Source organism: Endozoicomonas sp. NE40 (assembly GCF_040549045.1).
Classification (GTDB): Bacteria; Pseudomonadota; Gammaproteobacteria; order Pseudomonadales; family Endozoicomonadaceae; genus Endozoicomonas_A; species Endozoicomonas_A lisbonensis.
On sequence record NZ_JBEWTB010000002.1, the window covers coordinates 112,567 to 137,015 of the forward strand.

Annotated in this window: 26 protein-coding genes; 13 read left to right on the forward strand and 13 right to left on the reverse strand. The window is 50.5% G+C overall.

What is annotated here, in order from left to right; all coding sequences use genetic code 11:
- Nucleotides 1–49: 49 nt before the first annotated feature.
- Nucleotides 50–1,504, reverse strand: coding sequence for an AAA family ATPase (locus V5J35_RS01550; protein ID WP_354009581.1), 1,455 nt, complete (start codon nucleotides 1,502–1,504; stop codon nucleotides 50–52).
- Between the two features lie 272 nt (nucleotides 1,505–1,776).
- Here V5J35_RS01550 and V5J35_RS01555 point away from each other — a divergent pair, with 272 nt between their 5' ends.
- Both V5J35_RS01555 and V5J35_RS01560 read left to right on the forward strand, forming a co-directional pair.
- A complete protein-coding gene (locus tag V5J35_RS01555; RefSeq protein WP_354009582.1) occupies nucleotides 1,777–2,178 on the forward strand; it encodes a hypothetical protein in 402 nt (133 codons plus the stop codon).
- 135 nt (nucleotides 2,179–2,313) lie between these two features.
- On the forward strand, nucleotides 2,314–3,729 hold the full coding sequence (locus V5J35_RS01560; RefSeq protein ID WP_354009583.1) for a hypothetical protein: 1,416 nt from the start codon (nucleotides 2,314–2,316) through the stop codon (nucleotides 3,727–3,729).
- 156 nt (nucleotides 3,730–3,885) lie between these two features.
- Here the strand turns inward: V5J35_RS01560 and flgL are convergent, their stop codons facing one another.
- Nucleotides 3,886–4,809 carry a flagellar hook-associated protein FlgL gene (gene flgL, locus V5J35_RS01565; protein ID WP_354009584.1) on the reverse strand — a complete coding sequence of 308 codons (924 nt, stop codon included), beginning with the start codon at nucleotides 4,807–4,809 and terminating at the stop codon, nucleotides 3,886–3,888.
- A 26-nt stretch (nucleotides 4,810–4,835) separates the two neighbouring features.
- A complete protein-coding gene (flgK, locus tag V5J35_RS01570) occupies nucleotides 4,836–6,161 on the reverse strand; it encodes a flagellar hook-associated protein FlgK (protein ID WP_354009585.1) in 1,326 nt (441 codons plus the stop codon).
- Nucleotides 6,162–6,338: 177 nt separating this feature from the next.
- On the opposite strand from flgK, the gene V5J35_RS01575 reads away from it, so the two are divergent.
- Nucleotides 6,339–8,099, forward strand: a complete 1,761-nt coding sequence (locus V5J35_RS01575; RefSeq protein ID WP_354009586.1) for a type IV secretion system DNA-binding domain-containing protein — start codon at nucleotides 6,339–6,341, stop codon at nucleotides 8,097–8,099.
- A 66-nt stretch (nucleotides 8,100–8,165) separates the two neighbouring features.
- On the opposite strand, the gene V5J35_RS01580 is transcribed toward V5J35_RS01575, so the two are convergent.
- The 9 genes from V5J35_RS01580 to flgB form a co-directional block, all read right to left on the reverse strand.
- Nucleotides 8,166–8,474, reverse strand: coding sequence for a rod-binding protein (locus tag V5J35_RS01580; protein ID WP_354009587.1), 309 nt, complete (start codon nucleotides 8,472–8,474; stop codon nucleotides 8,166–8,168).
- Nucleotides 8,475–8,484: 10 nt separating this feature from the next.
- Nucleotides 8,485–9,624, reverse strand: coding sequence for a flagellar basal body P-ring protein FlgI (locus V5J35_RS01585; RefSeq protein WP_354009588.1), 1,140 nt, complete (start codon nucleotides 9,622–9,624; stop codon nucleotides 8,485–8,487).
- Nucleotides 9,625–9,634: 10 nt separating this feature from the next.
- The gene (gene flgH, locus V5J35_RS01590; protein ID WP_354009589.1) at nucleotides 9,635–10,330 is read right to left on the reverse strand and encodes a flagellar basal body L-ring protein FlgH; all 696 of its coding nucleotides are present in this window, start codon (nucleotides 10,328–10,330) and stop codon (nucleotides 9,635–9,637) included.
- 32 nt (nucleotides 10,331–10,362) lie between these two features.
- Entirely contained in the window at nucleotides 10,363–11,148 is a 786-nt protein-coding gene (gene flgG / locus V5J35_RS01595; protein WP_354009590.1) for a flagellar basal-body rod protein FlgG, read from the reverse strand.
- Between the two features lie 72 nt (nucleotides 11,149–11,220).
- The gene (gene flgF, locus V5J35_RS01600) at nucleotides 11,221–11,958 is read right to left on the reverse strand and encodes a flagellar basal-body rod protein FlgF (RefSeq protein WP_354009591.1); all 738 of its coding nucleotides are present in this window, start codon (nucleotides 11,956–11,958) and stop codon (nucleotides 11,221–11,223) included.
- Nucleotides 11,959–11,974: 16 nt separating this feature from the next.
- A complete protein-coding gene (gene flgE / locus V5J35_RS01605) occupies nucleotides 11,975–13,129 on the reverse strand; it encodes a flagellar hook protein FlgE (protein ID WP_354009592.1) in 1,155 nt (384 codons plus the stop codon).
- A gap of 68 nt (nucleotides 13,130–13,197) precedes the next feature.
- Nucleotides 13,198–14,133: a flagellar hook assembly protein FlgD gene (locus V5J35_RS01610; protein WP_354009593.1), complete on the reverse strand. Its 936-nt coding sequence runs from the start codon at nucleotides 14,131–14,133 to the stop codon at nucleotides 13,198–13,200.
- Nucleotides 14,133–14,543 carry a flagellar basal body rod protein FlgC gene (gene flgC / locus V5J35_RS01615; protein WP_354009594.1) on the reverse strand — a complete coding sequence of 137 codons (411 nt, stop codon included), beginning with the start codon at nucleotides 14,541–14,543 and terminating at the stop codon, nucleotides 14,133–14,135. The genes V5J35_RS01610 and flgC overlap by 1 nt, the downstream gene beginning before the upstream one ends.
- A gap of 36 nt (nucleotides 14,544–14,579) precedes the next feature.
- Nucleotides 14,580–14,969, reverse strand: coding sequence for a flagellar basal body rod protein FlgB (gene flgB / locus V5J35_RS01620; protein WP_354009595.1), 390 nt, complete (start codon nucleotides 14,967–14,969; stop codon nucleotides 14,580–14,582).
- A gap of 414 nt (nucleotides 14,970–15,383) precedes the next feature.
- Here flgB and flgA point away from each other — a divergent pair, with 414 nt between their 5' ends.
- The 3 genes from flgA (at nucleotide 15,384) to V5J35_RS01635 (ending at nucleotide 17,032) form a co-directional block, all read left to right on the forward strand.
- Complete coding sequence (flgA, locus tag V5J35_RS01625; protein WP_354009596.1) at nucleotides 15,384–16,061, forward strand: flagellar basal body P-ring formation chaperone FlgA; 678 nt, start codon at nucleotides 15,384–15,386, stop codon at nucleotides 16,059–16,061.
- Between the two features lie 167 nt (nucleotides 16,062–16,228).
- The gene (gene flgM, locus V5J35_RS01630; RefSeq protein WP_354009597.1) at nucleotides 16,229–16,513 is read left to right on the forward strand and encodes a flagellar biosynthesis anti-sigma factor FlgM; all 285 of its coding nucleotides are present in this window, start codon (nucleotides 16,229–16,231) and stop codon (nucleotides 16,511–16,513) included.
- A gap of 6 nt (nucleotides 16,514–16,519) precedes the next feature.
- The gene (locus V5J35_RS01635) at nucleotides 16,520–17,032 is read left to right on the forward strand and encodes a flagella synthesis protein FlgN (protein WP_354009598.1); all 513 of its coding nucleotides are present in this window, start codon (nucleotides 16,520–16,522) and stop codon (nucleotides 17,030–17,032) included.
- Between the two features lie 54 nt (nucleotides 17,033–17,086).
- Here V5J35_RS01635 and V5J35_RS01640 read toward each other — a convergent pair whose 3' ends face one another.
- Entirely contained in the window at nucleotides 17,087–17,719 is a 633-nt protein-coding gene (locus tag V5J35_RS01640; protein WP_354009599.1) for a putative adhesin, read from the reverse strand.
- 219 nt (nucleotides 17,720–17,938) lie between these two features.
- Here V5J35_RS01640 and V5J35_RS01645 point away from each other — a divergent pair, with 219 nt between their 5' ends.
- The 7 genes from V5J35_RS01645 (at nucleotide 17,939) to V5J35_RS01675 (ending at nucleotide 24,435) form a co-directional block, all read left to right on the forward strand.
- On the forward strand, nucleotides 17,939–19,495 hold the full coding sequence (locus V5J35_RS01645) for an arylsulfatase (protein ID WP_354009600.1): 1,557 nt from the start codon (nucleotides 17,939–17,941) through the stop codon (nucleotides 19,493–19,495).
- Between the two features lie 147 nt (nucleotides 19,496–19,642).
- The gene (locus tag V5J35_RS01650; protein ID WP_354009601.1) at nucleotides 19,643–20,941 is read left to right on the forward strand and encodes an anaerobic sulfatase maturase; all 1,299 of its coding nucleotides are present in this window, start codon (nucleotides 19,643–19,645) and stop codon (nucleotides 20,939–20,941) included.
- A 56-nt stretch (nucleotides 20,942–20,997) separates the two neighbouring features.
- Nucleotides 20,998–21,972, forward strand: coding sequence for an AAA family ATPase (locus V5J35_RS01655; RefSeq protein ID WP_354009602.1), 975 nt, complete (start codon nucleotides 20,998–21,000; stop codon nucleotides 21,970–21,972).
- 5 nt (nucleotides 21,973–21,977) lie between these two features.
- Complete coding sequence (locus V5J35_RS01660; protein ID WP_354016245.1) at nucleotides 21,978–22,463, forward strand: DUF58 domain-containing protein; 486 nt, start codon at nucleotides 21,978–21,980, stop codon at nucleotides 22,461–22,463.
- Nucleotides 22,444–22,890 (forward strand): DUF58 domain-containing protein, encoded by a 447-nt coding sequence (locus V5J35_RS01665; RefSeq protein WP_354016246.1) that lies wholly within the window; start codon nucleotides 22,444–22,446, stop codon nucleotides 22,888–22,890. The genes V5J35_RS01660 and V5J35_RS01665 overlap by 20 nt, the downstream gene beginning before the upstream one ends.
- A 17-nt stretch (nucleotides 22,891–22,907) precedes the next feature.
- Complete coding sequence (locus tag V5J35_RS01670) at nucleotides 22,908–23,396, forward strand: DUF4381 family protein (RefSeq protein ID WP_354009604.1); 489 nt, start codon at nucleotides 22,908–22,910, stop codon at nucleotides 23,394–23,396.
- Complete coding sequence (locus V5J35_RS01675) at nucleotides 23,389–24,435, forward strand: VWA domain-containing protein (RefSeq protein ID WP_354009605.1); 1,047 nt, start codon at nucleotides 23,389–23,391, stop codon at nucleotides 24,433–24,435. The genes V5J35_RS01670 and V5J35_RS01675 overlap by 8 nt, the downstream gene beginning before the upstream one ends.
- Nucleotides 24,436–24,449 lie beyond the last annotated feature (14 nt).

Genomic DNA, 24,449 nt, shown 5'->3' on the forward strand with positions numbered 1-24,449 from the left:
AAAGAGACTAAAAAGCTAGACCATCAGTCCACTTTTATCAGCCTCTTTTTTAATACGCCCACAAACCATCCCCTAAATGAACAATCTCATCAAAATAATCTTCTTCAAAAACCGACTCGGCTACACGATTTCCGTGAATCAGTACAGGATGGAACGAAATACCAGAAGGTCTGTGAAGTTTTGCTATTTTGGTCTGAACTTCCGGAATGATGGATCGGGTAATTTCCTCGTTATAAAGTTTGCATTCGCACACATACACCCTGTTTCTTGCCTGTATCAGAAGGTCAATCTGACACCCTTCACGCTGAGCGGTAGCCGTTTGCAGATAGGGGGCAGCAAAAGCGGCATCCGACGGTTTTATATGAAGCTGATCCAGAATAAAGGCAACATTATTATGAACCAGATTTTCAAACTGCAATCCCAGTAGCGACGGCAGGTGCTTAGGTGCTTCTGAATGAATACCGCTTTGCAGCCTGGTGGGCTGAATAGCCCTGAAATAGAATGCCGTGTAATTGTCACTGATTTTCAGTGCGTATTTTTTTCCCTGCTTTCGTCTGGCAATATCCCACGTATACTGTCGTTTAAGAAAGCCGACCTCTTCCAGCACAGCAATCGCTGTTGAATAGCGGCCAGAGTAAGTCAGCTTCATCTGTTCAGCCAGTTCTTTAGCCGTCAGCCCACGCTTCGACTGACTAATGGTCTCAAGAATGGTTCGATAGAACCGGTTTTCCTTCGAAAACAGGTCGTAAAACATTTTTTCAAATTCATCGTGCAAAAAACCACTTTTATCAAAAGCCAGTCTGGACAGGTTTGTCCCGGCAGTCTTCGCAAGATCCAGCTCTTCCAGATAACGAGGTACTGCGCCAACAGCACTGAGCATCTTCAGCACCTCAACAGACGGTGTTTTTTTGATTCTAGCCCCAAAAAAAGTGGGCATGTCATTCAGAGACAGCTCTTTGAGCGTAATGGCCACAGACACCCGCCCAACAAAGCCCTTGTTCATCAAGATATTTTCTTCGATCCACGAGGACAAAGAGCCGGACAAGATAACCATCACTTCTTTTTTATGGGTAAACTGATTTTCCCATAACTCAAAAAACACCGACATAAAACCGGATGACCGGGTAGCCAGCCAGTTGATCTCATCGATAGCCAGAATAGTCCGCCGGGTTGAGCACTGGTCAGCAATAAACGCGAAAAGCTCACGCCATGTTGTATGAGGTGGCATGTAGGACAGCTCAAACTGCGACTTAACCTGCTCCGCATACAGAACCCGCTCCTCACTGTCGCTCATTTTTTCAACAGGCGGACTGGACGTGAGATAGCGCAAGGTAATATTTCTGCCAACGACAGGCAACTCTTTGATCAGTCTGGTTTTACCAATGCGTCTGCGCCCCCTGATAACATTCAGGGTTCCTTTTGTACGGCTGAAGCTCTCAAGAAGCTGTTTTATCTCTTTTTTTCTACCTGCAAACATGTTGTAGATCATCAATATGCTATACATGAAAATATTATTTAATAATTTTATGTATAGCAGAAATCCAATAATTTGCTATACATGAAATTAATATAGTTATTTTTAATGTATAGGATTAGCAGGTTCTTTAAGCCCATATAAAAAAAGAGACTGGATTGATTAACCCATAGCCGTATTTTGAACATTGACAGGCATTTATCCTGATCTAAATTCAACCGGGGCCTATCTCATTCGCCCTGAAAAATAACCTGCTGAACAAGCCATGAAACTTCAATAGAATGAGGTATAAGTTTACTTCTATGCATTTCTCCATCGTTAGAAAAAAAACCTTTCCAGCAATTTCAGTAATGAAGTGCTTTTTTTGCAGTGGCTTCCTCTTTTCTTTTAATGCGAGTGTACTGCTGTCTTCTTATGTATGGGCTGCGCCGCCTTATCTATTTCCAGGGATGGAACTTAATACTCCCCTGGATGAGTGGTTGGGGAACGATATAAATTTCGGAAGTGCCGTCATTGGTAAGCGAACTGATGGTTTCGATTTGATCCCTGACAAGGGTGGAATACTGAATGACCGGTATCTGTTTCTACCCCACAGGCAACAAGAGTACATAACTTTTCCGCTAACGCTTCAGCAGGACAAGGCAGACCCGGAAGAAAGTCGTGATGGTAACCCATCTTCATCAGAAGGGGCATCTCCATCATAAGGGACATCTTCATCAGAAGCGAGTAGCTCTGACCGTGAGCAGGGAGCTTACGATAATAATGAAGCTGATCGCCTTCCTGATGCCTATTTATCGGTTTTACGTGATCGATTGGCTCTGATAGGCCCTGAGCGTGTAATGGAGCTAAACATCGCTTCATGGTTAAGAAGTACAGGATTCCTGATTCCGGAAAGGATGACTGCCCATTTTCAGGACACGGTAGCCAGTCTCAGGAGAGGCATGGAAGAAGAGGAGACTAAGGAAATCTATGAAAGTATTATGGAAAATACCGGTACTCAGCTACGTATCATCATTGACCATATGGTGGAGCTTGATAAGAAACAACGTGTTGAGTGGCTTACCGCCATTACAGGGGCGCTGCCCCCAGAGCAGTGGGATATGGTAATGGGGGTGCTGAAACCGGAACTTTATGAAACGGCGTACGCTCTTCTGCCTCCTTTGCCCGATGCGATGCGTAATGGATTGTCAGGATTGCCTGAAATGGCAGATGGGCAAATGAGGGTGCTGCTGGCCACTGTACTGGCGATTGTTCAAAACTTTGAAGGTAATATATCCACGGAGGCGAATGACTATTTTACGGCACTGGATGATGGCGTACTGCCAGACAGTCAGCCACCCCAAAGGTCAATGCTTTTGAGTCTTGAGGACTTTCAGCGTTTGCTCGATGAGGGAGCAACTGAAGCCCTGTCAACATTGCCGTTCATGCAGGAAAATGATTTTGAGGTGAATAATACGGCACAAGCCTACTATCAGGCTTACTGGCAATCCATCGTGACAATAATGGTGAATAATTCCGGGTACCTTATTGACAACTTAATAAACTTTTACATTAAAGTCATAGGCGTTGACCACCCCTTGAGAGAGCGGGGCATTTTTTATGTACCGTCCAGCCAGTGGCTTGATCCTGTGGTTAATGAAATTAACAGGCAAACAGGTGGTCATTCCATAGGACTTGGTATAGGTTCTGGTAATGGCTCACTCGAGCATTTTTTACATTCCCGCTATAACCTCGAGATTGAGGCAACAGACTTGAATGTTGGATCAGATATCTGGGGTGAGGATACGGTTGGAACACGTCCTTTGAACTGGTCATTTCCCATTACACAGTTAGATGCTGTTCAGGCAGTCAGAAATAATCCCGCGGCAAATTTTCTGGTGCTCAGCTGGCCTTCGAGTATTGACAACAAGGGACAGGAGTATGGAGATTTGATGAAGAGTTTGGGCTTTGACCTGAGTGTGTTTGAAGGCAACTCACAGGATAGTATCAACTTTTCAGCAATGCTCGGGCTTTCAGACCCTTTTCATGATGCGCTTATTGAGTGGGGAAACAGAGGGCCGGTTTTATTTATTGGCGAGCATATTGAGAACAGCATGACCGGTTCCCCGGGGCTCAGGCGTTATCTTGCAGAAAATTACGACGTCATTAGTTTTCGGGAGCACTATCAGCCACTTCCTTTCTGTCAGGACTACCCAGTTCTTTATATTCCCAAAAGCAACCAAGCTAAAGCTCAAAATGACTTGCCAGAAAAGTAAATGATCCACGTTCTTAGAACATGGTTTTGCTTTAAGCCCCCCTAAAAGGGGGCTGTTGTTGCGGATGCGAAAGGAGGCAGAAAAAGCCAGACCATCAATCCGCTTTCACCAGCCTCTTTGTCAGATTACCGGGATAATCCTGAGTTATACCCTGAGTTATACATAGTCAAACAATGACGCGCTCCCGACCATCGCATACGCCTTCTGACTCGCCGCATACTGCGCCTGCATCATGGTAAAGTCAGTAATCGCCGAGGCAAAATCCACTGCTTCCAGACTGTTTATCATGTTCTCGTTATACATCTGCATATCCATATTGGAAGCCATGGCCTGATCAATGGTATTCAGCGTACCACCAATATGGGTCAGCGCCTGATTCATGTTATCCAGGGTTTCATCAATGGCATCCAGGGTATCCGCCGTAATCTGATCCATTTCATCCTGTGACAGCGACGGGTCATTCAGTGCATCCACGAAATCATTCATGACATCAAAAATATTGCTGCCATCCTGAAGAACAAACAGGTCACCGGCTACCACACCCAGGTCAACAGTCTGAGAATCACTGATTTTGATCTGCCGGGAGCTATCGCTGCCACCCACTGAGTAGGTACCATCGTCGTCTGAACCCACCGGCGGAGAATCTCCCATAGTGCCACCAAAAATGTACTCACCACTGCTACTGCGGGTATTGGCAAGCCCTTCCAGGGTTTCTACCAACATGGCAATTTCCTGTGCCTGGGCAGAGTTCCCTCCCTCCTCATCATAAGGCGTTGGAATACCACCAGTACCCAGCGTCAGATCCCGCATGCGATTGAGTACATCAACCATATCACTCACTACGGTCTCTGCCAGCACCAGAGAGCTTTGAGCAGCCATCATATTTTTCTCATAGGAGCCAAGCGCCTCATTAGCGTCTTCCAGCCCCAGAATCTGGGTCGACGCCAGCGTGTCATCAGATGGTTTGAGAATCTTTTTCCCGGTACTCAGCTCCATCAGAATGCGATTCATGGAAGACGATGTCGACATCATGTTGTTCGTCATCGTATTGTTCATCTGCATGGTACTAACGCGCATCATAATACTTCTCCCCAACTCTTCCCTGATCAGATAGCCAGCAACATATTCATCATGTCATTTGCCGAAGCAATGACCTTGGCGTTTGCCGCATAAGCCTGCTGGAACACAATCAGATTGGCCGCTTCCTCATCCATATTCACACCGGAAACACTGGCAACATTATTAAATGCTTCGTTATAGACCAGTGCTGCTGCATCGTACTGATTCATAGCATCCGATGCCTTGCCAGCCACATCAATCACCAGCCCGTTGTAAGCATCGGTAAACGACAGATCGCCCAGCTCTTCCCACTTTTCATGGCGCAGGTCACTCAGTGCCATCAGGTTTTCGTTATTGCCCGGCTCATCCGGATCAGACGAAAACGCCAGTTTAGCCGGATCATCAATCAGAACCTTCAGCTCACCATTGCTGGTAAACTCAAACAACGGCTCACCCGGATCCCCGTTGAGGTCATAGCCCTGAGTCAACACAGCGTTAAACTCTTCCGCCAGCACTTCACCAATCAGCATCAAGTCATCATAAGCCGGTGCCAGAACCTCATCACGAAAATCCAGCTGCCCCTGCACAGCACCACCAATGTCGTTTATCGGCTTGGTGTGACTACCCGTTTTCAAAGCTACCGAGCTTTCCCAAGGACTGTTCCCTTTTTCCACCACCAGCTCGCTGGCCGTTCCGCCGGTCACCAGTGGCTCACCGGAAGGCAGATACAGGTTGACCGTATTATCCGGCTGAATCATGGACTCCACACCCACCAGCTCCGACAGTTGCTGCACCGAACGGTCTCGCTCATCCAACAAGGCAGCAGACGCACCACCGGCAGCCTCTGCCTTCTGGATTTCAGTGTTCAGCTCCGCAATCCGGTTCATCAGTGTATTGACTTCCCCGACCATCACATCAACCTGTTTGTTGACCTCATCCAGCTGCTTGTTCATATCCGATACCAGTCCGTTATAACGACTGGCGACATTCTCAGCACCGAACAGCACTTCCTGACGGTAGGCAATATCCATCGGATCAGCCTGGGCACTGTCAAGACTGTTAAAGAAATCGTTCAGCGCCGGGGAAAGACTCATCGACTCACTGCTTAACGTGACTTCAAGCAAATTAATCTGGCTGGCCTTTGTGGTAGCATAACCCAGCGATGTACTGGCCGTCTGGACCTGCGACACATAGAACTGATCGGAAACCCGCTGGATATCACTGACATATACGCCACCTGTCCCCGAAGTAGAGAACATCGCCTGTTGACGGGAATACCCCGCGACAGAGGCGTTAGCGATGTTGGTACTGGTCACCATCAGTGCGGTCGAGGCAACATTCATGCCTGCGATACCGTTGTGAATCATGCTCATGCGTCGGACTTCCCGGCCAGAAAATATAACTATTCAGGAAAACGGCATAAGCAGGATGTGTTTAAATTTTTTTTCGCGTTTCACTTAATTTTTTCCCGACAGAGACGTTTACATGGATACCCGGCCAACTCTGCCAACAGAGCCTGAAATTCTTCACCAGACATTCAAGACCATTCCATGCCATCAACAAAGTTAAAAACACTTGAACGGCTGTCACCCCTGCTGGCCTTACTGATATCTGTTGCTGTCTTTACAGGTATCACCAGCTCGCAGGCACGACACGAAACAGCAGCCCTCCTGAGCGCTACCCTGAACGTCCAGGTACTGCAGGACTCCAGCTATAACCTCCCCGTACGTACCAGTGACGGACAGGTTTACATACGCAGTGGCAACAGCATCATTGACGATACCACTATCCAGCGCAGCGCCATGGTTACGCTGGCAGCCACACTGGCCACCGTCATTCTGTTCGTTGCTTTATGGATGACCCTTAAAGTTTTCTGTCGCAGCACCAGCCATGTCATCCAGCGCCGGAAAGCGATAGAGTCGGACAAAAACCGGCTGATTGAAGCCGCCGACCTGCGCAAAATTACGTCCGAGCGCGCCAGTTCATCAAGAATGCAGTTTGCAGGCATCCCCATGCCGGACAAATCCGACACCAGCCACCTGATTGTTGTCGGTTCTCCCGGCTCCGGCAAAAGCGTCAACATCAAGGAGACCCTGATCGGCATCCGGGCAGCCGGGCGCAAGGCAATCGTCTTTGATATTAACGGTGAATTCATCAGCCACTTCTATCGTCAGGACAAAGACATTATCCTCAACCCGATGGACGAACGCAGTGCAGCCTGGGATATCTGGTGCGAATGCAACCGTAATTACGATTACATGCGCATGGCCAAAGCCCTGATCCCCGAACATAAAATGGAACAGGACTGGTCAACCGGCGCACGCATCGTTCTGGCAAAACTGGCTCAGGATATGGGAGAGACCGAAAACCCCAGCACTGAAGCCCTGCTGGAACAGATTCGTGATATTGAAGACAGCCAGATTGTTGAAACCCTGTCAGAAACCGATGCAGCCCCTATCCTGGCCAAATGGGGTGAAGAAGAAGCCTGCATGGGTATACGTGGTGTACTCATCTCCAGCATCACTCCGATGCAGGAACTGTCTAACGACAACTTCCGCTTCTCTGTACGTCGCTGGGCGTTTAATGAAAACGACGATAGCTGGTTATTTATCAGCACACACTCCGACGAAATCGACCTGTTGCGCCCACTGACCACCGTATGGCTTGAATTTGCCTGTAGCACCCTGATCAGCCTGCCACCCGATCACCTGCGTCGCTTCTTCTTTGTGGTAGATGACCTGACCCAGGTTAACCTGATCCCGTCCCTGCAGAACTTTATGATCCAGTCCCGAAAAATCGGTGCCTGCGCCATTCTCGGTATTGATTCGGTAACCCGACTGACCGAAATATACGGCATGAGTACTGTGCAGGCGATCAGTCGCTCCTGCGAAAGCTGGGCAACCATGAGGTGCAGTGACTACACAACCGCCAAATGGGCTTCTACCAAACTGGGAAAACGCAACACCGTACAGAAAACTGAAATCACCTATCACGGCAAAAACCAGACCCAGACAACTGAACGTCAACTCACCATGCCGATCGTCTCTCCGGAAGAGATCCACGAACTGTCAGACATGCAAGGATTTATCCGCATGGGAGGCGACCATCACCCGGTTGCCAAGTTCAACAGCGTTGCCCGCGGCTGGCCCATCATTGCCCAGGCCTTTATCCCCCGCGCTATTAACGAGGAAGAAGAGGAAGAGAGCATTCTCAACAGCTCAGCTGATGACAACACAAAAAGCCCTGAAGTTACAGAAAGTGTAGAGAGCAGCAACCGGAGCGAAGTCGCCACTTCCAGTTCCGCAGCCTGACCACAGACAAAAAAAGAGCGCTGACAAACTCGTCATGCGCTCTTTTTTTGTCAACCTGCAGCCTGCCTATTTATCCTGAACCTGAGCAAAAATAGCATCTGCCAGCCCCAGCCCCTGACTTCTTACCAACTCCATAGCCAGCTGAGAATCCTGAAACTCCTGCCAGAACTTCTGCTCACGACTGCTCAGCAGTCCATCTTCTGCCAGCGCCTCATTAGCCGCCCGCATACTTTTCAGCATCTGCTCTACCATCATCGCTTCAAAATCCTGCGCAGCGGAGCGCAAGGCCTGATCTTCTGAGTCCGCTTCGCGAATAGCTGGTTTTATTGCACCCGCCGACTGGGCAGAAACACTCTGTAACGTCAAAATATCCATCAGATCACTATCAAATAACTACCAGCTCTGCCTGCAAAGCACCCGCTTGCTCCAGCGCCTGCAACACCGCCATCAGGTCTGCCGGTGTTGCACCCACCGCATTAATGGCATTCACCACATCCTGCAGAGAGTTGCCTTCCGGCACCATAAACAGGTGCTTATCACCCTGATCAACAACAATGTTTGAATCAGGCATCACCACCGTATCGCCACCACTGAAACCGGGCGGCTGACTGACATCAAAGCTTTCCCGAATAGTAACCACAAGATTACCGTGACTCACCGCAGCACTGCGCAGACGAATATGCTCATTCATCACCACCGTACCGGTACGACTGTTCAGAACTACTTTGGCAATGGTTTCGCCCTCGTCAATTCGCATACCTTCCAGCACGGACATATAAGCAACACGCTGACTCGGGTCAGCCGGAGCCCCAACACGAATGGTCGCACCGTTCTCAGCCTGAGCCGTTTCCGGACCAAACTTTTCATTAATGGCACGAACAATATTGCCTGCTGTCGTAAAGTTCGGGGAACGCAGATTCAGCTCTACATAGTCTTTTGCCGCAAATCCGCTGGGAACTGCACGTTCAATAATGGCACCATTAGGGATACGGGCGGCCGTAGGAATATTCACCGTAACACTGGAGCCACTGTTACCCCGCGCCGACATGCCAGTGACAATCAGACTGCCCTGCGCCAGCGCATAGACCTCACCATCAGCACCTTTCAGCTGAGACAACAGCAGAGTGCCACCCTGAAGACTGCTGGCATCACCAATGGACGACACCGTCACATCAATAGTCTGACCCGGACTACCAAACGGTGGCAGGGTAGCGGTGACCGACACCGCCGCAATATTCTTCAGGTTCGGGTTGGCCCCTTCCGGCATCTGAATACCCAGCTGGCGCAACATATTATTCATGGACTGGGCAGTAAACTGCGTCTGCCGGGTTTTATCACCCGTACCGTCAAGACCCACTACCAGACCATAACCCACCAGCTCATTGCTCCGAACCCCCATGATATCGACCATATCCATCAGTCGACGCGACGACGACTGAGCCTGAACAGGGACCGGGGCAACCGTCAACAGTAGCGTCAACGATGCCGCCAACACACTGACGGTTCTTGTAAATAGCTTTAACACACGACAACCCTCACATCGGCATCACAGGACTATTAAAGAAGCGCATCAGCCAGCCTGCCTCGTTGGCATCCGCCAGCGGCCCGTCGCCTGAAAAGACCAGTCGCGCACTGGCGAGCCGCTGGGATGACACACTGTTATCCGGCGCAATATCCTCTGGCCTCAGAATGCCGGACACGCGGATATAGTCATCCCCCTGATTCAGGGTCAGCCACTTCTCCCCCCGCACCAGCAACGTGCGGTTAGGCAACACCTTCAGAACGGATACCGTAATGGAACCGTCCAGCATATTCTCCTGCGAACTGGAGCCACTACCACTGAAACGACGATCCATAGAGATTCCCGAGTCCGGCTCCTTACGACCAAACAACAGCGGACCCGGCAAATTCACCGAGTTGTCTTTTTTAAAATCGGTACCCGATGTGGTATTCGACCGGGTCTTTTCGTCCAGCACAACTGTCAGGATATCCCCAACCCGGTAAGCCATGCGATCTTCATACAGGCTATTGCTGTATGAAGCATTAAAAAGGCTACCATTCACCACGTCCTGGGACTCCGCATCCGGCATGGGCAGCGCCATCATCTCAAACATCTGCTCCGGAGTGGCTGCCTGATCAGCCTCCTTAGGACCTGACGACGGCGTGGTCACGCACCCCGTCAAAAAGATCGCCATAACCGGCAACAGAGCTTTTTTCGTAGAACTCATCATTGATGCAAAAGCTCTCTTAATTCCCACAGACATTAAAGTGTCTGGTTAGCAAAACGCAGCATATCGTCCGCAGCAGAAATCACCTTGGCGTTCATTTCATAACCACGCTGTGCGGTAATCATGTTCACCATCTCTTCCACCATGTTGACATTGGAAGATTCCAGCGTGTACTGCTTTACAGCGCCCACACCGTCTTCGCCCGGAATCGCCTCAAACGGCATACCACTGGAAGCCGTTTCCGCAAACAGGTTACCACCCAACGCACTCAGACCCGCCGGGTTAACAAAGTTCGCCAGGGTAATCTGACCCAGCTCCTGAGGGTTCGGATCACCGGCCAGAGTTGCACTGACCAGGCCATCAGCACCCACTGTCAGAGACAACGCATCTTCCGGAATCTCAATCGCCGGCTCCAGTGGATAACCGTTGGCGGTCACCATCTGTCCGTCCGAATTCAGGTGAAACTGACCATTACGGGTGTAGGCCATGGTTCCGTCAGGCTGCAACACCTGAAAAAAACCCTGCCCCTCAATTGCCATATCCAGCTGATCGGAGGTAGTGACATAAGAGCCGGTGGTAAATACTTTCTGGGTACCCGACACACGCACACCGGTACCCATCTGAATACCATTAGGAATCTGGTTGCCTTCCGTATTATCTGCACCCGGCTGTCGCTGAACCTGATAAAACAGATCCTCAAATACCACCCGGTCACGCTTGAAACCAATGGTATTGACGTTAGCCAGGTTGTTGGAAATAACACTCAGCTGCTTATCCTGAGCGGTCAGACCTGTCTGACCGGTCCACAAAGCTGGATTCATTAGCAAACACTCACAATAAAAAACAGGCTGGCACTTCTCTTTAACAAGAGCCGCTACCAGCCTGTTGATAAATTAACGCTTCAGCAACTCATCACCCGCCTGTGCAACACGCTCAACGGACGACATCATTTTCAGCTGCATTTCAAAGTTCCGGCTCAGGTTGGTGACCGCCACCATCTCTGCCACCGCATTAGTATTACTGCCTTCCAGATAGCCACTGACAAGGGTAACCGCTTCATCCTCAGGCACGTTGACACCTTCCTCGACACGGAACAGGCCATCCATACCCTTTTGCAGATCACCCGCTTCCGGATTAACCAGACGCATGACCCCCACCATAAAGACCTCGTTCTCCGCAGCACCGTTCATCACCACAGAAACACGACCATCAGCACCCACTGTCAGCTTTTCATAATCCGGCACCTGAATCGGGCCACCCTCACCGGCGACCATCCAACCCTGGGCATTACGCAACACACCATCGGCGTCGGCAAAAAAGCTGCCATCACGGGTATAAGCTTCCTCACCTTCGTCATTAACCAGTGTCAGCCAGCCTTCACCCTGTATGGCAACATCCAGTTCCCGGCCAGTATAAGACAACTGACCTTTACTCAGGTCCGTCCACTGCTCCCCATTGGAGACATGCACCCGGGTCTGCTCTCCTTCCCCCCGAACCAGGGTAGACACCGCATTCAGGTAATCAGCACGAAAGCCATCGGTGGAGATATTAGCCAGGTTATTGGCATGCATTCGCTGAGAGTGCATTGCCCGGGTCGCACCACTGAGCGCGGTATATAACGCCTTATCCATTACGCTTCAGCCCCGCTTAGAATGCATTCAGCAGATAACGGGTGTTTTCATTGGCCGTAGAAATGGTCTTGGTGTTCGCCTGATAAGCACTCTGCGCCACGATCATATCCACCAGCTCACCGCTCATATTAACGTTGGAGTTTTCCAGCGCACTGCCGGTCAGTGTTCCCCTGGAACCACTGCCCGGCAGTCCAATAATAGCGTCACCGGATTCAGGTGTTTCCGTCCAGCTGGTATTACCCGCCGCAGCCAGTCCACCATTATTAGGGAAGCTGGCAAGGGCAACGTACCCCTGTATACGACTTTGGCCGTTAGAATAGGTGGCAACAATAGCACCTTCATCAGAAATAGTGATACCCAGGAATGAACCCGGTCCGTAACCATCCTGAGTGTTTGTGGTCACAGAGAAATCACTGGCATACTGGCTGAAAGAAGACACGTTGATATCAATACCTTCAACCGTGATCGTTCCTTCACTGACCAGCTGACCATTTTCGTCAAACTGCATGGTCTGAGGTTCACCAACCGGCTCACCATCCATCTCATAGTGAACCGTCCACTCACCATCCGCCTCATTCTTGACATAATAAGCCGTGAGCTGCTGCTCATTGCCCAGACTGTCATAAACCGTGGTCGTGGTTGTACTGTTGTAGGATTCCGGATTTTCAGGATCAAAATCCACACCCGGAACTTCAGCACGGGCATCCAGGTTAGCAGTCAGATCGACCTGGTTCGTGGCTTGAGCCCCCTGATCTGCCGTATCAACTGCCAGCTCAACCAGCTGGCCTTCGATGACATTACCGTTTTCATCGACCGCAAAACCCATCAGCTTCTGCCCCTGGTGATTGACCAGATAGCCGTCTTTGTCGGTACTGAAGTTACCGGCGCGGGTGTAGTATTGCTGTCCGTTAGCGTCTTCCATAATAAAGAAGCCATCTCCCTCAATGGCCAAATCGGTTGCACTGGTGGTGTACAGCAAATCACCCTGGGCAAAATTCGTTTCCACCGCAGCAACATAAACACCGCCACCACCTGTTGACGAATAAACGTCTGCGAACTGGGCATCCATGGACTTGTAGCCCGTGGTATTAGCATTGGCGATGTTATTACTGATGGTGTTCAGGCTTTCACTGGCGGCATTCAGACCGCTAACTCCGGTATTCATTGACATTGAGTACGACTCCCACTCGGTTTCTGTTATTCGGTTAAAAACTTTGTCAAAAACTATCTTGTCAAAAACTATCTGACCCGCCTGAACATGGCATCCCGATGTGAAACCGGCTGACTCTTCTGCCGTTCATTCGAGCGCATACTCTGGGGTTTATAAAAAGGATTAATGGTCCAGCGTTCGCCATCACGCACAGTCTTTTCCATATGACCTGCCAGACTGGCGAAGGGGTCAACACCCGGCCCCGGACTTGGCAAATGCTCCGGCTTTCCGGGCTGATCACCACCCCCGGCAACATAATCGCCCTGGAACTCGGTAATACTGTAGAGAGGCACCAGACCAATACCCTTCACATCAACCAGCACATCCTGCCCACCACCTGGAATAACCACACTCAATACAACACTGCGCTGAATAACAGCCTGCTCCAGATCGTTACCATCCACTACGGCATAGGCGTACATCATATAAGTGTCGTCTTCCAGCGGTTTTCCCAGATCGTTCAGGTCATAAGGCACCTTGCCACTCTCTGTCTGCTCGCCTAGCGGGAGAGTATCAACAGGATCAGTCTCTTCCGGATCATCATCCTGCTTATATATCTCAATGTTCAGGTCACTGGCGGCATAGTTCAGCAGAACCTCACCAGCTGGCAGCCGGCCGTCCTCAACCTTGAACAGGTTGGCAATGACCATCACTTCTTTACCGACCAGATTCGAAGCGTATAAGCCCTGGGACTGGTACATCTGGTCACGTAGCTGATTCATGGCATGAACCAGCTCAGCGTTCTGCTCCATCATGGTCAGGTCAGACAGCTGAGACACCATCTGGGCGTTGTCCATAGGGGCCGTGGGGTCCTGATACTGCAGCTGTACCAGCAACATATTCAGGAAGGCATCACTGTCCAGAGTGTTAACACTGGCACTGACTGAAGCGCTTGCCAGTACACCCAGCAACAGGACAGAGAAAAAATGACGCAAAATACTGATTACTTTGATTACTGTTGTCATCACTGCCCCAGAGTCAGCAGTCGTTCCTGCATACGACGTGCGTTACTCATCACCTCGACACTGGTCTGGTAGTTGCGGGTAGCGCTCATCATATCGGCCATCTCCGCGACAACATTCACATTCGGATAAAACACATGACCTTCTTCATTAGCCAGCGGATTATTGGGCTCGTATCGCATCAGGGGGTCAGCCTGACTCTGCATCACCTGGCTGACTTCAACCTGACTGCCCAGTTCCATCTGTGCAGACTGCATCACTTCAGAAAACACCGGTCGACGGGCGCGGTACACCTGGTCAGGGGATGCAGCTGCGGTTTCCGCATTGGCCATATTGCTGGCAATGGTATTAAGGCGCAGGGTCTGGGCATTCAGGCTGGACCCGGCAATGTCGTAAATAGTATTCAGGGACATAAAGGATTACTTACTTCCAGTCGGTCTTGCGGTTGGTCATTGACCGTTGATGGCACGCTGCAGACCTTTCATCTTCATATTCAAAAAGGTAAAGCTGGTTTGAAACTCCATGTTGTTACGCATAAAAGCAGCCTGTTCGACACCCAGTTCAACACTGTTGCCATCACTTGAAGGCTGTCGTACATCACGTTCAACCACGGACTCTTCCAGCTCTGTTCCGGGCAGAGCGATATGACGACTGTCACTCTGTTGCAGTCGCAACTGTGCCTGCTGCTGCCCCAGGATATGATCAAAGCTCAGGTCTTTCGCCCGGTACCCAGGCGTGTCAACGTTGGCAATATTGCTTGCCAGCACCTCTGCCCGCTGGGTTCGATACTGCAATGTACCGGGCAACACCCCCAGCGCATTTTCAAAGCTAATGGCCATTTCAACCTCGGATAGACAACACAATTCAAACAACGCTAAGTAGCTAAAATAAAAAGCAAACGGAAAAAGCAAATAGCATGCCAAAATACCCCCCTTAGGTACAACACCCTACCCGAAAACAAAGCAATCTCGGCAATCCCTAACTGAAAAAGCAACCAGCGATATAAAAAGCTATGTAAAATCACTCAATAGTCATTCTCGCCGATACTGGTATGATTCAGCCCGGGCCGACCATTAAACGGTTTGCCTGTCTATTCACCCTTCTGACAGCAAACAGGGCGAAAACAGCGGAAATCTATTTCCTCTTGTGAAAAAAACACCATGACATTCCGCATAAACATTCAAAGGTTCAGCCAGAAAAAAAACACGCTAATAACGACTGTTATCGTGTACTTTTTATGCATAATTATTCTTATGCCAGTCACCCCCGCAATGGCCCGGCCAGCAGTGACTGAAAGCACCGAAAAACAGTTACTGGAACTCTGGGTACATGAAGCCCTGGAAGAAAAAGCTCTGGAACTGAGCCGGGAAATCAGTAACAGCCGTTACGAAAGCAGCCTCGACAGTCTGCCATCACTACCTGTCGACCGCTGCAAAACGAGACCCGACATTACGTTCCTGAACGGAATGGAAGCAGGTAGCCAGCGCATCAGAATTGAATGCTCACAACCCAGCCGCTGGTCTTTATACGCAAGAGGCCATATCAGCCTGTTTGTTCCGGTTCTGGTCGCCACCCGCAGCCTGACGAGGGGAGACACCATCAGCGACAGTGACGTTACGTTAAGAGAGATGGATGTCAGCCAGCTGCGCCGTGGCTACCTGATGGACAGCAGCAGCTTTACCAACCAGCAACTGAGCCGACGGATTCGGGCGGGTGATGTCATTACCCCGAACGCCCTGCAGGAAGCCCGCCTGATTCGCCGGGGAGACCGTATCGCTATTGTCGCCGGCAGTGAAGACTTCAGCATCAGCATGCCCGGCGAAGCACTGGAAGACGGAAGGCTGAATCAACAGATCAGGGTACGCAACCTGTCCAGTGGTAAAACCATTCGCGGCATGGTTTCCGGAAACAACGAAGTCAGAGTTTTATGATCTTCGCTTAATGTTTCTATAACTCTTAATATTTCCGCAGCGCTTAATATTTCCGTAGCGCTTAATATTTCCGTAACTTGGTCGTTTCCGGAAACAGACAACGACGACATCTGCACATCAGGTTTATGCTGTTTAAAGCTGCTGTGCAACGATAGAAAAGCGATTCTATGACCACGATTACAGACATTAACCACCTGCAACTGGTGAGCAGCAGCTCCCGGAAAAAAACTCAGAACAGAGAGCCGGAAGTCGATACCGACGGCACCCTGTCCATCAGCTCAACCTCAACACTGCTTACAGAAGCAGAAGGCAAGGCCAGCTCCGCGCCCGATATTGACGAAGCTAAAGTCGAAGCAATCCGGCAGGCTATTCAGAACGGCGAGATGACAATTGATCACCAGAAGCTGGCACAGAAAATGCTTGAGTTTGAACTCACATTATTTGATGACTGAGTTAGCATGCAATTTCCTCAACAAGCTCCCCAACTTTCCTGCCAGCGAGAGCAGACCGTAATAGCAACGATTCAGCAGGACCTTGATCTATACAGCGAGCTGCACGAACTTCTGGAACAGCAACAGACTTTTATACTGAACCGGGACCATCAGGGACTAGCCGAATCGGCACAGAACATCACCTCATTAATGCTGAAAGCACGGGAAAATCGCACCAGACGGTCCAATGCCATGAAAGAGACAGGGCTGAATAATACCCGAATCGGCATGGAAGCGTTTCTGGACAGGCTGACAACAGCTCACAGAGAGGAAATCAGGGAAGACTGGCAGGAGCTGGTAGAACTCGTGGAAGATTGCCAGATCATCAATAAAGTGAACAGCCAGGCATTAACACTACAAAACAAGATGGCAGAAAAAATACTGAGCCAGCTTCCGGTACAGGGCGGTAATAACAAAACCTATTCCAGCTCAGGCCAGGAACAGACATCCAGCCGTTCCATCCTGAACAAACAAGCCTGATGTGGTTGACTGCCAACACCACCAGGCTTGCGTCAGCGCGGTAGATATTCATTTTCACGGAGGCAAATCTTCCCGATCAACCATAACCCACGAGTCAGACAGGTTGTGATAACCAGGCCTGTATTCACGCGTTAACGTTCCTTCTTCATAGCGACAAAATGAGCAATGAATTCTGGGATAGGTGCGCCCTGTCTGATAAAGCAATCGGAGTACGGTTTCAAGACTGACCGAACGAAAGAACCATGTCGGTGTTGTTAAAATATCAAACACCCGAAAAGGATGATGGCTCAAATCCGGGTCATTAAGGGGTCGACTTTTTCTTAAATACGATCTTATTAATCCGGGTTTTGTATAGTCGCCATCATAATGCAAATCATAATTGAACACTTTTTCACCAGACAGATAAGCCTCCAAAGGAGGATATTTACCAACCAGATAATAATCATGCCAGCTACGAGTAACAGTGCCATGCGGGGCATAGAAGAACAGCGTTGTCCATGATGGCGTTGTGATCTGGTACTTTCTGAATACGCGCCTCAAAATCCCCTGAGCTGAACGCCTGTTAACGATAGTACCGTGCGCCATGATAATCAGGTTCTGGACATTTTCACCATGCCAGTTATGAGTATACAGGCAGACGTCGTCTCTCAATGATATCTGGGTCGTTTTGGGGGAAGGATGATCCATAGTCGTTCACTCTTACTGATTACCGACTGCATAACATAATAGAAGACACCCCATTAAATACCTTCCACTCCTGCCATTGTGAAATATTCCGGCACAAGCACAAAAAGCCTCTTCTTTTGCACTCTGAGTGCAAATCTCCAACTTTTGTATCTTTATACTCCCCACGTGATGGCAGTAGCAGCATAGGATAATGCTGCCCATCCACTATGGGGACTATGGATGAAAAAACTATTTAAACGGACGGCTCTGGCCGCAACAATGGCAGGCGCTGCGCTCGCAGGCACTGGCGCACACGCCGCACCGGCACCTTCTGCTGAGAAACCGAACATTCTGGTCATCATGGCCGATGACGTTGGTTACTGGAACCTGAGCACCTACCACCAGGGTATGATGGGTTATGACACACCTAACATTGACCGTATCGCCCAAGAAGGTGCTCTGTTTACTGACTGGTACGCCCAGCAGAGTTCCACTGCAGGTCGCTCCGCCTTTGTTCTGGGACAGATGCCTTACCGCACAGGATTAACCAAGGTGGGTATGCCAGGTGCTGACAGAGGTATCAGCGAAGAAGACCCAACCATGGCGCAGATGCTCCGTGATCTGGGCTACACCACCGGTCAGTTTGGTAAAAACCATCTGGGTGACCGTGACGAGTTCCTGCCAACCAACCACGGTTTTGACGAGTTCTTTGGCAACCTGTACCACCTGAATGCGGAAGAAGAGCCGGAAATGCCGGACTATCCGGATACCGTGGCACGTCCTCGCGGTGTTATCCGCTCATCAGCTGATGGCAAGATCGAAGATACCGGCCCTCTGACCCGTAAGCGTATGGAAACCGTTGACGCGGAATTCCTGGGAGCAACCAAAGAGTTTATTGAAGGCGCGGTGAAGGAAGACAAGCCATTCTTCGCCTGGTTCAACCCATCTCGTATGCACCATTTTACTCATCTGTCCGAGAAATATGAGGGCATTTCCGGTAACGGCCTGTATGCCGACGGTATGCGCGAACTGGATGATTATGTCGGTGAATTGCTGGATCAGCTGGAAGAGCTGGGCGTTGATGACAACACCATTGTAATGTTTACCACTGACAACGGTTTCCAGTTGATGGCCTGGCCTGATGCGGGTATGTCACCGTTCCGCGGTGAGAAAAACACCGGCTGGGAAGGCGGTTTCCGTGTACCTGCCCTGATGAAGTGGCCTGGTACTATTGAGCCTGGTAGCCGCTTTGGTGATATTGTCAGCCATGAAGACATGTTCCCGACGTTACTTTCCGCAGCGGGCAACCCAAATATCAAACAGCAGCTGCTTGATGGCTATAAATCCAGTAATGGCAAAGAGTACAATGTCCATCTGGACGGTTACGACATGACCAACTACTTCGCTGGTAAGGAAGAGAAAGGCCCTCGTGACCAGTTCTGGTACTTCTCTGATGATGGTGATCTGCTGGCAGTTCGTAATGAACGCTTCAAGATTCATTTCATGATTCAGGAAGCTGAGAATGGCCAGGATGTATGGCGCCGTCCTTTCACTCGTCTTCGTGGTCCCAGAATGTACGATCTGAAGATCGATCCGTTTGAACGGGCAGACAAGGGCTGGGGCTATGAAGAATGGTACCAGAAGCGCCTTTACCACATGTTTGACATCATGGGCAAAATGCAGCCAACCATTGAGTCTTTTGCTGAGTACCCACAGCGTATGACTCCGGCATCTTTCACTATTGATGATGCTCTGGAAGCAATGAATCGTATGAATCAGATGTCTGTTAATAGATAAGTTTCCAAACAGCCCTGAGCAGAAATGCAGCCGAACCCTAGCCGTAAAAATGGTTGGCTGTATTTCCAGCTTAAGAGCTCCGAAATATCAGGCAGTTCTGAATATTCAGGGCTGCCTTATTCTTGTATTCCCTCGATTGAACCATTTATGAAGGCCAGTACCTTAATTCCAGTAACGCCCTTACCGTCCGCCAAAAAAGACCTGTCACCCACACCTGCCTACCAGCGTCGTTTTCATGTGATGGCCAAACCCGCCGGAGCCCAGTGTAATCTGGACTGCGACTACTGTTTCTATCTGCATAAAGAAGACCTGCTGCAGCAACCCAAAAAACCGGTTATGGACGACGCGACCCTGGAACGTTTCATTGCCAATTACATTGACAGTCAGGACGGCGAAGAGATCGTCTTTTCCTGGCAGGGCGGTGAACCCACACTGATGGGACTGGATTTTTACAAAAAAGTAGTGGCATTACAGAAGAAGTACCAGCCACAAGGCGTTCGTATTGAGAACGACCTGCAAACCAATGGCGTTCTGCTGAATGACAAGTGGTGCGAATTTCTGGCAGAGAATAATTTCCTGGTCGGCATCTCCATTGATGGCCCCCGGGAGTTGCACGACAAGTGCCGAAAAATGCGCAGTGGCAAGCCGACCTTCGACAAGGTCATGGCGGCTATTGACTGCATGAAACGTCATGGCGTTCGTTTTAATGTGCTGGCTGTGATTAACCGTTACAACGCTAAGTACCCACTGGAAGTGTACCGCTTCCTGACCCGTGAAGTGGGTGCGACGTATGTCCAGTTTACGCCATGCGTTGAACCAAAAGACTTCACCACCACTGCGCCGCAGTTCTGGAGTGAAAGCATGATACCGGTGCAGGATTCCCCACGCTGCAAGCCCGGTCATCCACTGTCTGTGGTCCATGACTGGAGTGTCGATGCCGATGACTGGGGTGAGTTCCTGAAAGTGACCTTTGAAGAGTGGGTTAATAACGACATGGGACGGGTACTGGTCAACCTGTTTGAGACCGCTGTCGCCCAGACTCTGGGTAAACCGGCACAAATCTGCGCAACCGCCGAGTTCTGCGGTAAGGGTGCTGCTGTGGAGCACGATGGCAAGGTGTATTCCTGTGACCACTATGTCTACCCGGAATATGAGCTGGCTAACATTCACGATATGTCGCTGGCGGACATGGTCATTTCCGATCGTCAGAAAGCCTTCGGACTGGGCAAACGCAATACCCTGCCAAAACAGTGTAAGAAATGTCACTTCCTGCGCCTTTGCTGGGGTGAGTGTCCAAAGAATCGCCTGCTGAAAACCAAAGATGGCGAACCCGGACTGAATTACCTGTGTTCCGGTATGCATGCCTTTTATCAGTATGCAGCGCCGATGTTGGTGGGCATTGCAACGCTGGTTAAGCAGGGCAAACTGCCACTTGCCCGGCAATAGCCAACAAGAAACCGTACTTTTTATTGCCAATAAATTCAGGATGGAGACTAAATCAGGTGGATTGTCGTCAGCAGTTATTGTCCGTTGAGCACGCTCTTAATCAGGCCGTTATCGGCCAGCATGAAGTAGCACGCAGCCTTATCATTGCCATGCTGTGCCGGGGTAATGTTCTGCTCGAAGGGATGCCGGGGCTGGCAAAAACCAGAGCCATTAAAACGCTCGCCACATTGGTAGAAGGCAGCTTTTCCCGAATCCAGTTTACGCCAGACATGTTGCCATCGGATGTCACTGGCACCGAAATTTATCTGGGCGCAGAACAGGGCTTTGAATTCAGGAAAGGCCCGATCTTCGGGAATCTCATTCTGGTCGACGAAATTAACCGTGCTCCGGCCAAAGTACAGGCTGCCCTGCTCGAAGCTATGGAAGAACGTCAGGTAACGGTAGCCGGACATACCCATCCACTGCCCGCTTTTTTCCTGACGCTCGCCACCCAGAACCCGGTGGAACAGGAAGGGACCTATACCCTGCCGGAAGCCCAGCTGGATCGCTTTTTATTAAAAGTACAGGTCAACTATCCGGGCAGGCAGGATGAGATCGAAGTGCTCCGTATCGTGCGGGAGGAAAAGCGCCTTCAAACCGCGACAGCAGAAGAACAACAGGCAATAGAGCCATTATCTCAGGAAGCTGTTTCAGCCTGCTGGAAGGCAGTCAATGACGTTTATGTGTCTGAAGCCGTGGAACAGCTGATTGTTGACCTGATTCATGGCACCCGCGAGCCGACGGAAACTGATGCTTCTTTAACCGAAAGCCTGCGCTATGGTGCCAGCCCCCGTGGCAGTCTGGCACTGGAACATACCGCCAGGGCTCAGGCCTGGCTGGAAGGTCGTGACCATGTCATTCCGGAAGATGTGATAGCCATGGCCAAACCTACCCTTCGTCACCGTATTGCTCTGTCCTATAAAGCCCAGATGCTGGAACAAACTGCGGATTCCATTATCGATACCCTGATTGATGGCGTACTGAGAGGTTAAGAGCAGTGACGGTTGATCTCTACACTGACGTTGACCGCCTTATGGCGCTTCAGGCTGAAGTCCTTGGGCTGGGGCTGACCAGCAGAGAGCGGCTGCGCAGCCTGTTACAGGGGCGATCCCGTACCCGCATTCGGGGCAATGGTCTGGATATTGACGAAGTACGCCCTTATCAGTGGGGAGACGACCCCCGCCATATTGACTGGAAAATGACGGCCCGGCTACAAAAGCCCCATGTGAAGCTATTTACCGAGGAACGCGAAACCCCCATGGTGATCCTGGTGGATCAGCGTCAGGATATGTTTCTCGGCACCCGGCTGATGACCAAATCCTATGCCGCAGCTACCCTGGCCGGACTGTTCGCCTGGGTCGCCACCTTGCTGGGCGAAAAGGTGGAAATGCTGATTTTTGATGATCAGGGAATCACACCAACATCGGCAGTGAGTCGTGCCGCTCAATTGCCAGAGTTTATTTATGCCATTAGTCCGCTATAACCAGCGACTGCGGGCTAATAATGACGTGCCATCGAACCCTCAACAGCTGGTCGATGCGCTGGCATGGACCGAACAGCGGGCATTGAGCAACGGTCAGTTGGTAGTGATCAGTGACTTTATTGGTCTGGACGACAGTGGGTGGCTACTACTGGAGCGTATGAACCAGCGCAGCAGTGTTATTGCGGTAACCGTACACGATTTCCTTGATGAACACTGGCCTGAAAGCGGTCAGTACCTGTTATGTGAACCGGGCAATCAGGCCGAGTTTGATCTTGGTAATAAAAAGACCAATCAAACCCTGCAAAAACAACGGCAGCAGCGACTGCAAACCGTCGATGACCACATGGTGCGCTGTGGTGCCCTGTCACTTCAGGTAAACACCAGTGAGCCACTGATGATTCAGCTATCACGACACCTGTCTGTTTGATGAGGCTCAGGGAATATATGGTCGAATTACCGTTTCTGGATCCGTTAAATACCTATCAGTCTGCTGAGTTGCTGACTCCGGGCTTACCTGATCCTGTCAGTCTGATTCCGCAAACCACAGGCTGGTTGTGGCTGGGGGCTTTATTGCTGGTTATTGCCGGAAAACTCTGGCTCAACCACAAGGCAAAGCAACTGCAGAATGTCTGGCGTACTGAGGCTCTGAACATCATTGATCAGGCAGCCAGTGATAAAGACCTGAGTGGCCTTTTTACCCTCATATTACGAGTCGCCCGACTGTCCATAGACAAAGATGTGATCAAATCCTTGCTGGCTGGAGGATCGGCGAAAGAGTCAGTCGAACAGCTGCTTAACCAGTTGAACCTCAGCCTGACATCAACACAGCTTGATCATCTGCTGGCTGCCCGTTACCGGCCGCCCGGAGACGTGGTCGACGATTCCTTGTTTCCTGTATTAAGCGAATGGGTGAAGACATACCCTCATGTCTGAAATCATACTACTTCTTAAGTCCATCTCGTTTGGCTGGCAGCCGCTGCTGCTACTGTTACCCCTGCCATGGCTGGCAGCCCGCTGGCTGCCACTGTACCGACCACCCCGTCTGGCGTTACGAATTCCCCAACTGCAAAAGCTGCTGGCATTACCGATCAGTCATCAGACAGGTGCCCGACAGTCTGCACCTCCGGCATGGTCCGAACGGTTACTGCGTAGCCTGATCTGGATACTGGTGGTGGTCGCCGCCGCGCAACCCTATCGTCTGGGGCCACCCATTGAGCATATTGAAGTGTCACGGGAAATTCTGCTGGCACTGGATGTTTCCGGCTCCATGGATATCCGCGACATCTTCATTGAAGAGTTTGCGGAAGAACAGCGCATCAGCCGTATGGACTCGGTGCAGCGGGTTGTGAATCAATTTTTGCAGGAACGGGAGACCGAGCGTTTTGGTCTGGCCGTGTTTGGCTCTCAGGCATTCCCTTATGTGCCGTTCACGTCCGACACCGCGCTGTTGCAACAAAAGACTGATGAAATTTATCCCGGTATCGCGGGAGAGCAAACCGCTATCGGTGACGCACTCGGAGTCGCTATTACTCTGTTTGAGCAGAGCAATGTACCGGAGAAGGTGGTTATCCTGCTGACCGATGGCAGTGATACCGCCTCATCCCTGCCACCACAGGCAGCAGCCCGTCTGGCGGCCGACCATGATGTAACCGTTCACGCCATCGCTTTCGGACAGGTTGATCCCGGCGAGGGCATTAATCAAAGAGCCAGTCAGGAAGAGATCATCGACCTGCAAATGCTGGAAACCATCGCAGGTATGACGGGAGGTCAGGTGTTTGTGGGTGATAACCATGACAGCCTGCAGGGAATATTTGAGGAACTGGATAGTCTGCTGGTGTCTGATAACGACCCTCAATACTGGTCACAGCATGAATTCCTGTTTCACTACCCGCTGGCACTGGCAGCCCTGATGTTTGCATTGCTGGCATTGCTGTCACTGAACAATACCCTGCACCGTAGAAAAGAGGCCTGATCATTATGGAGTGG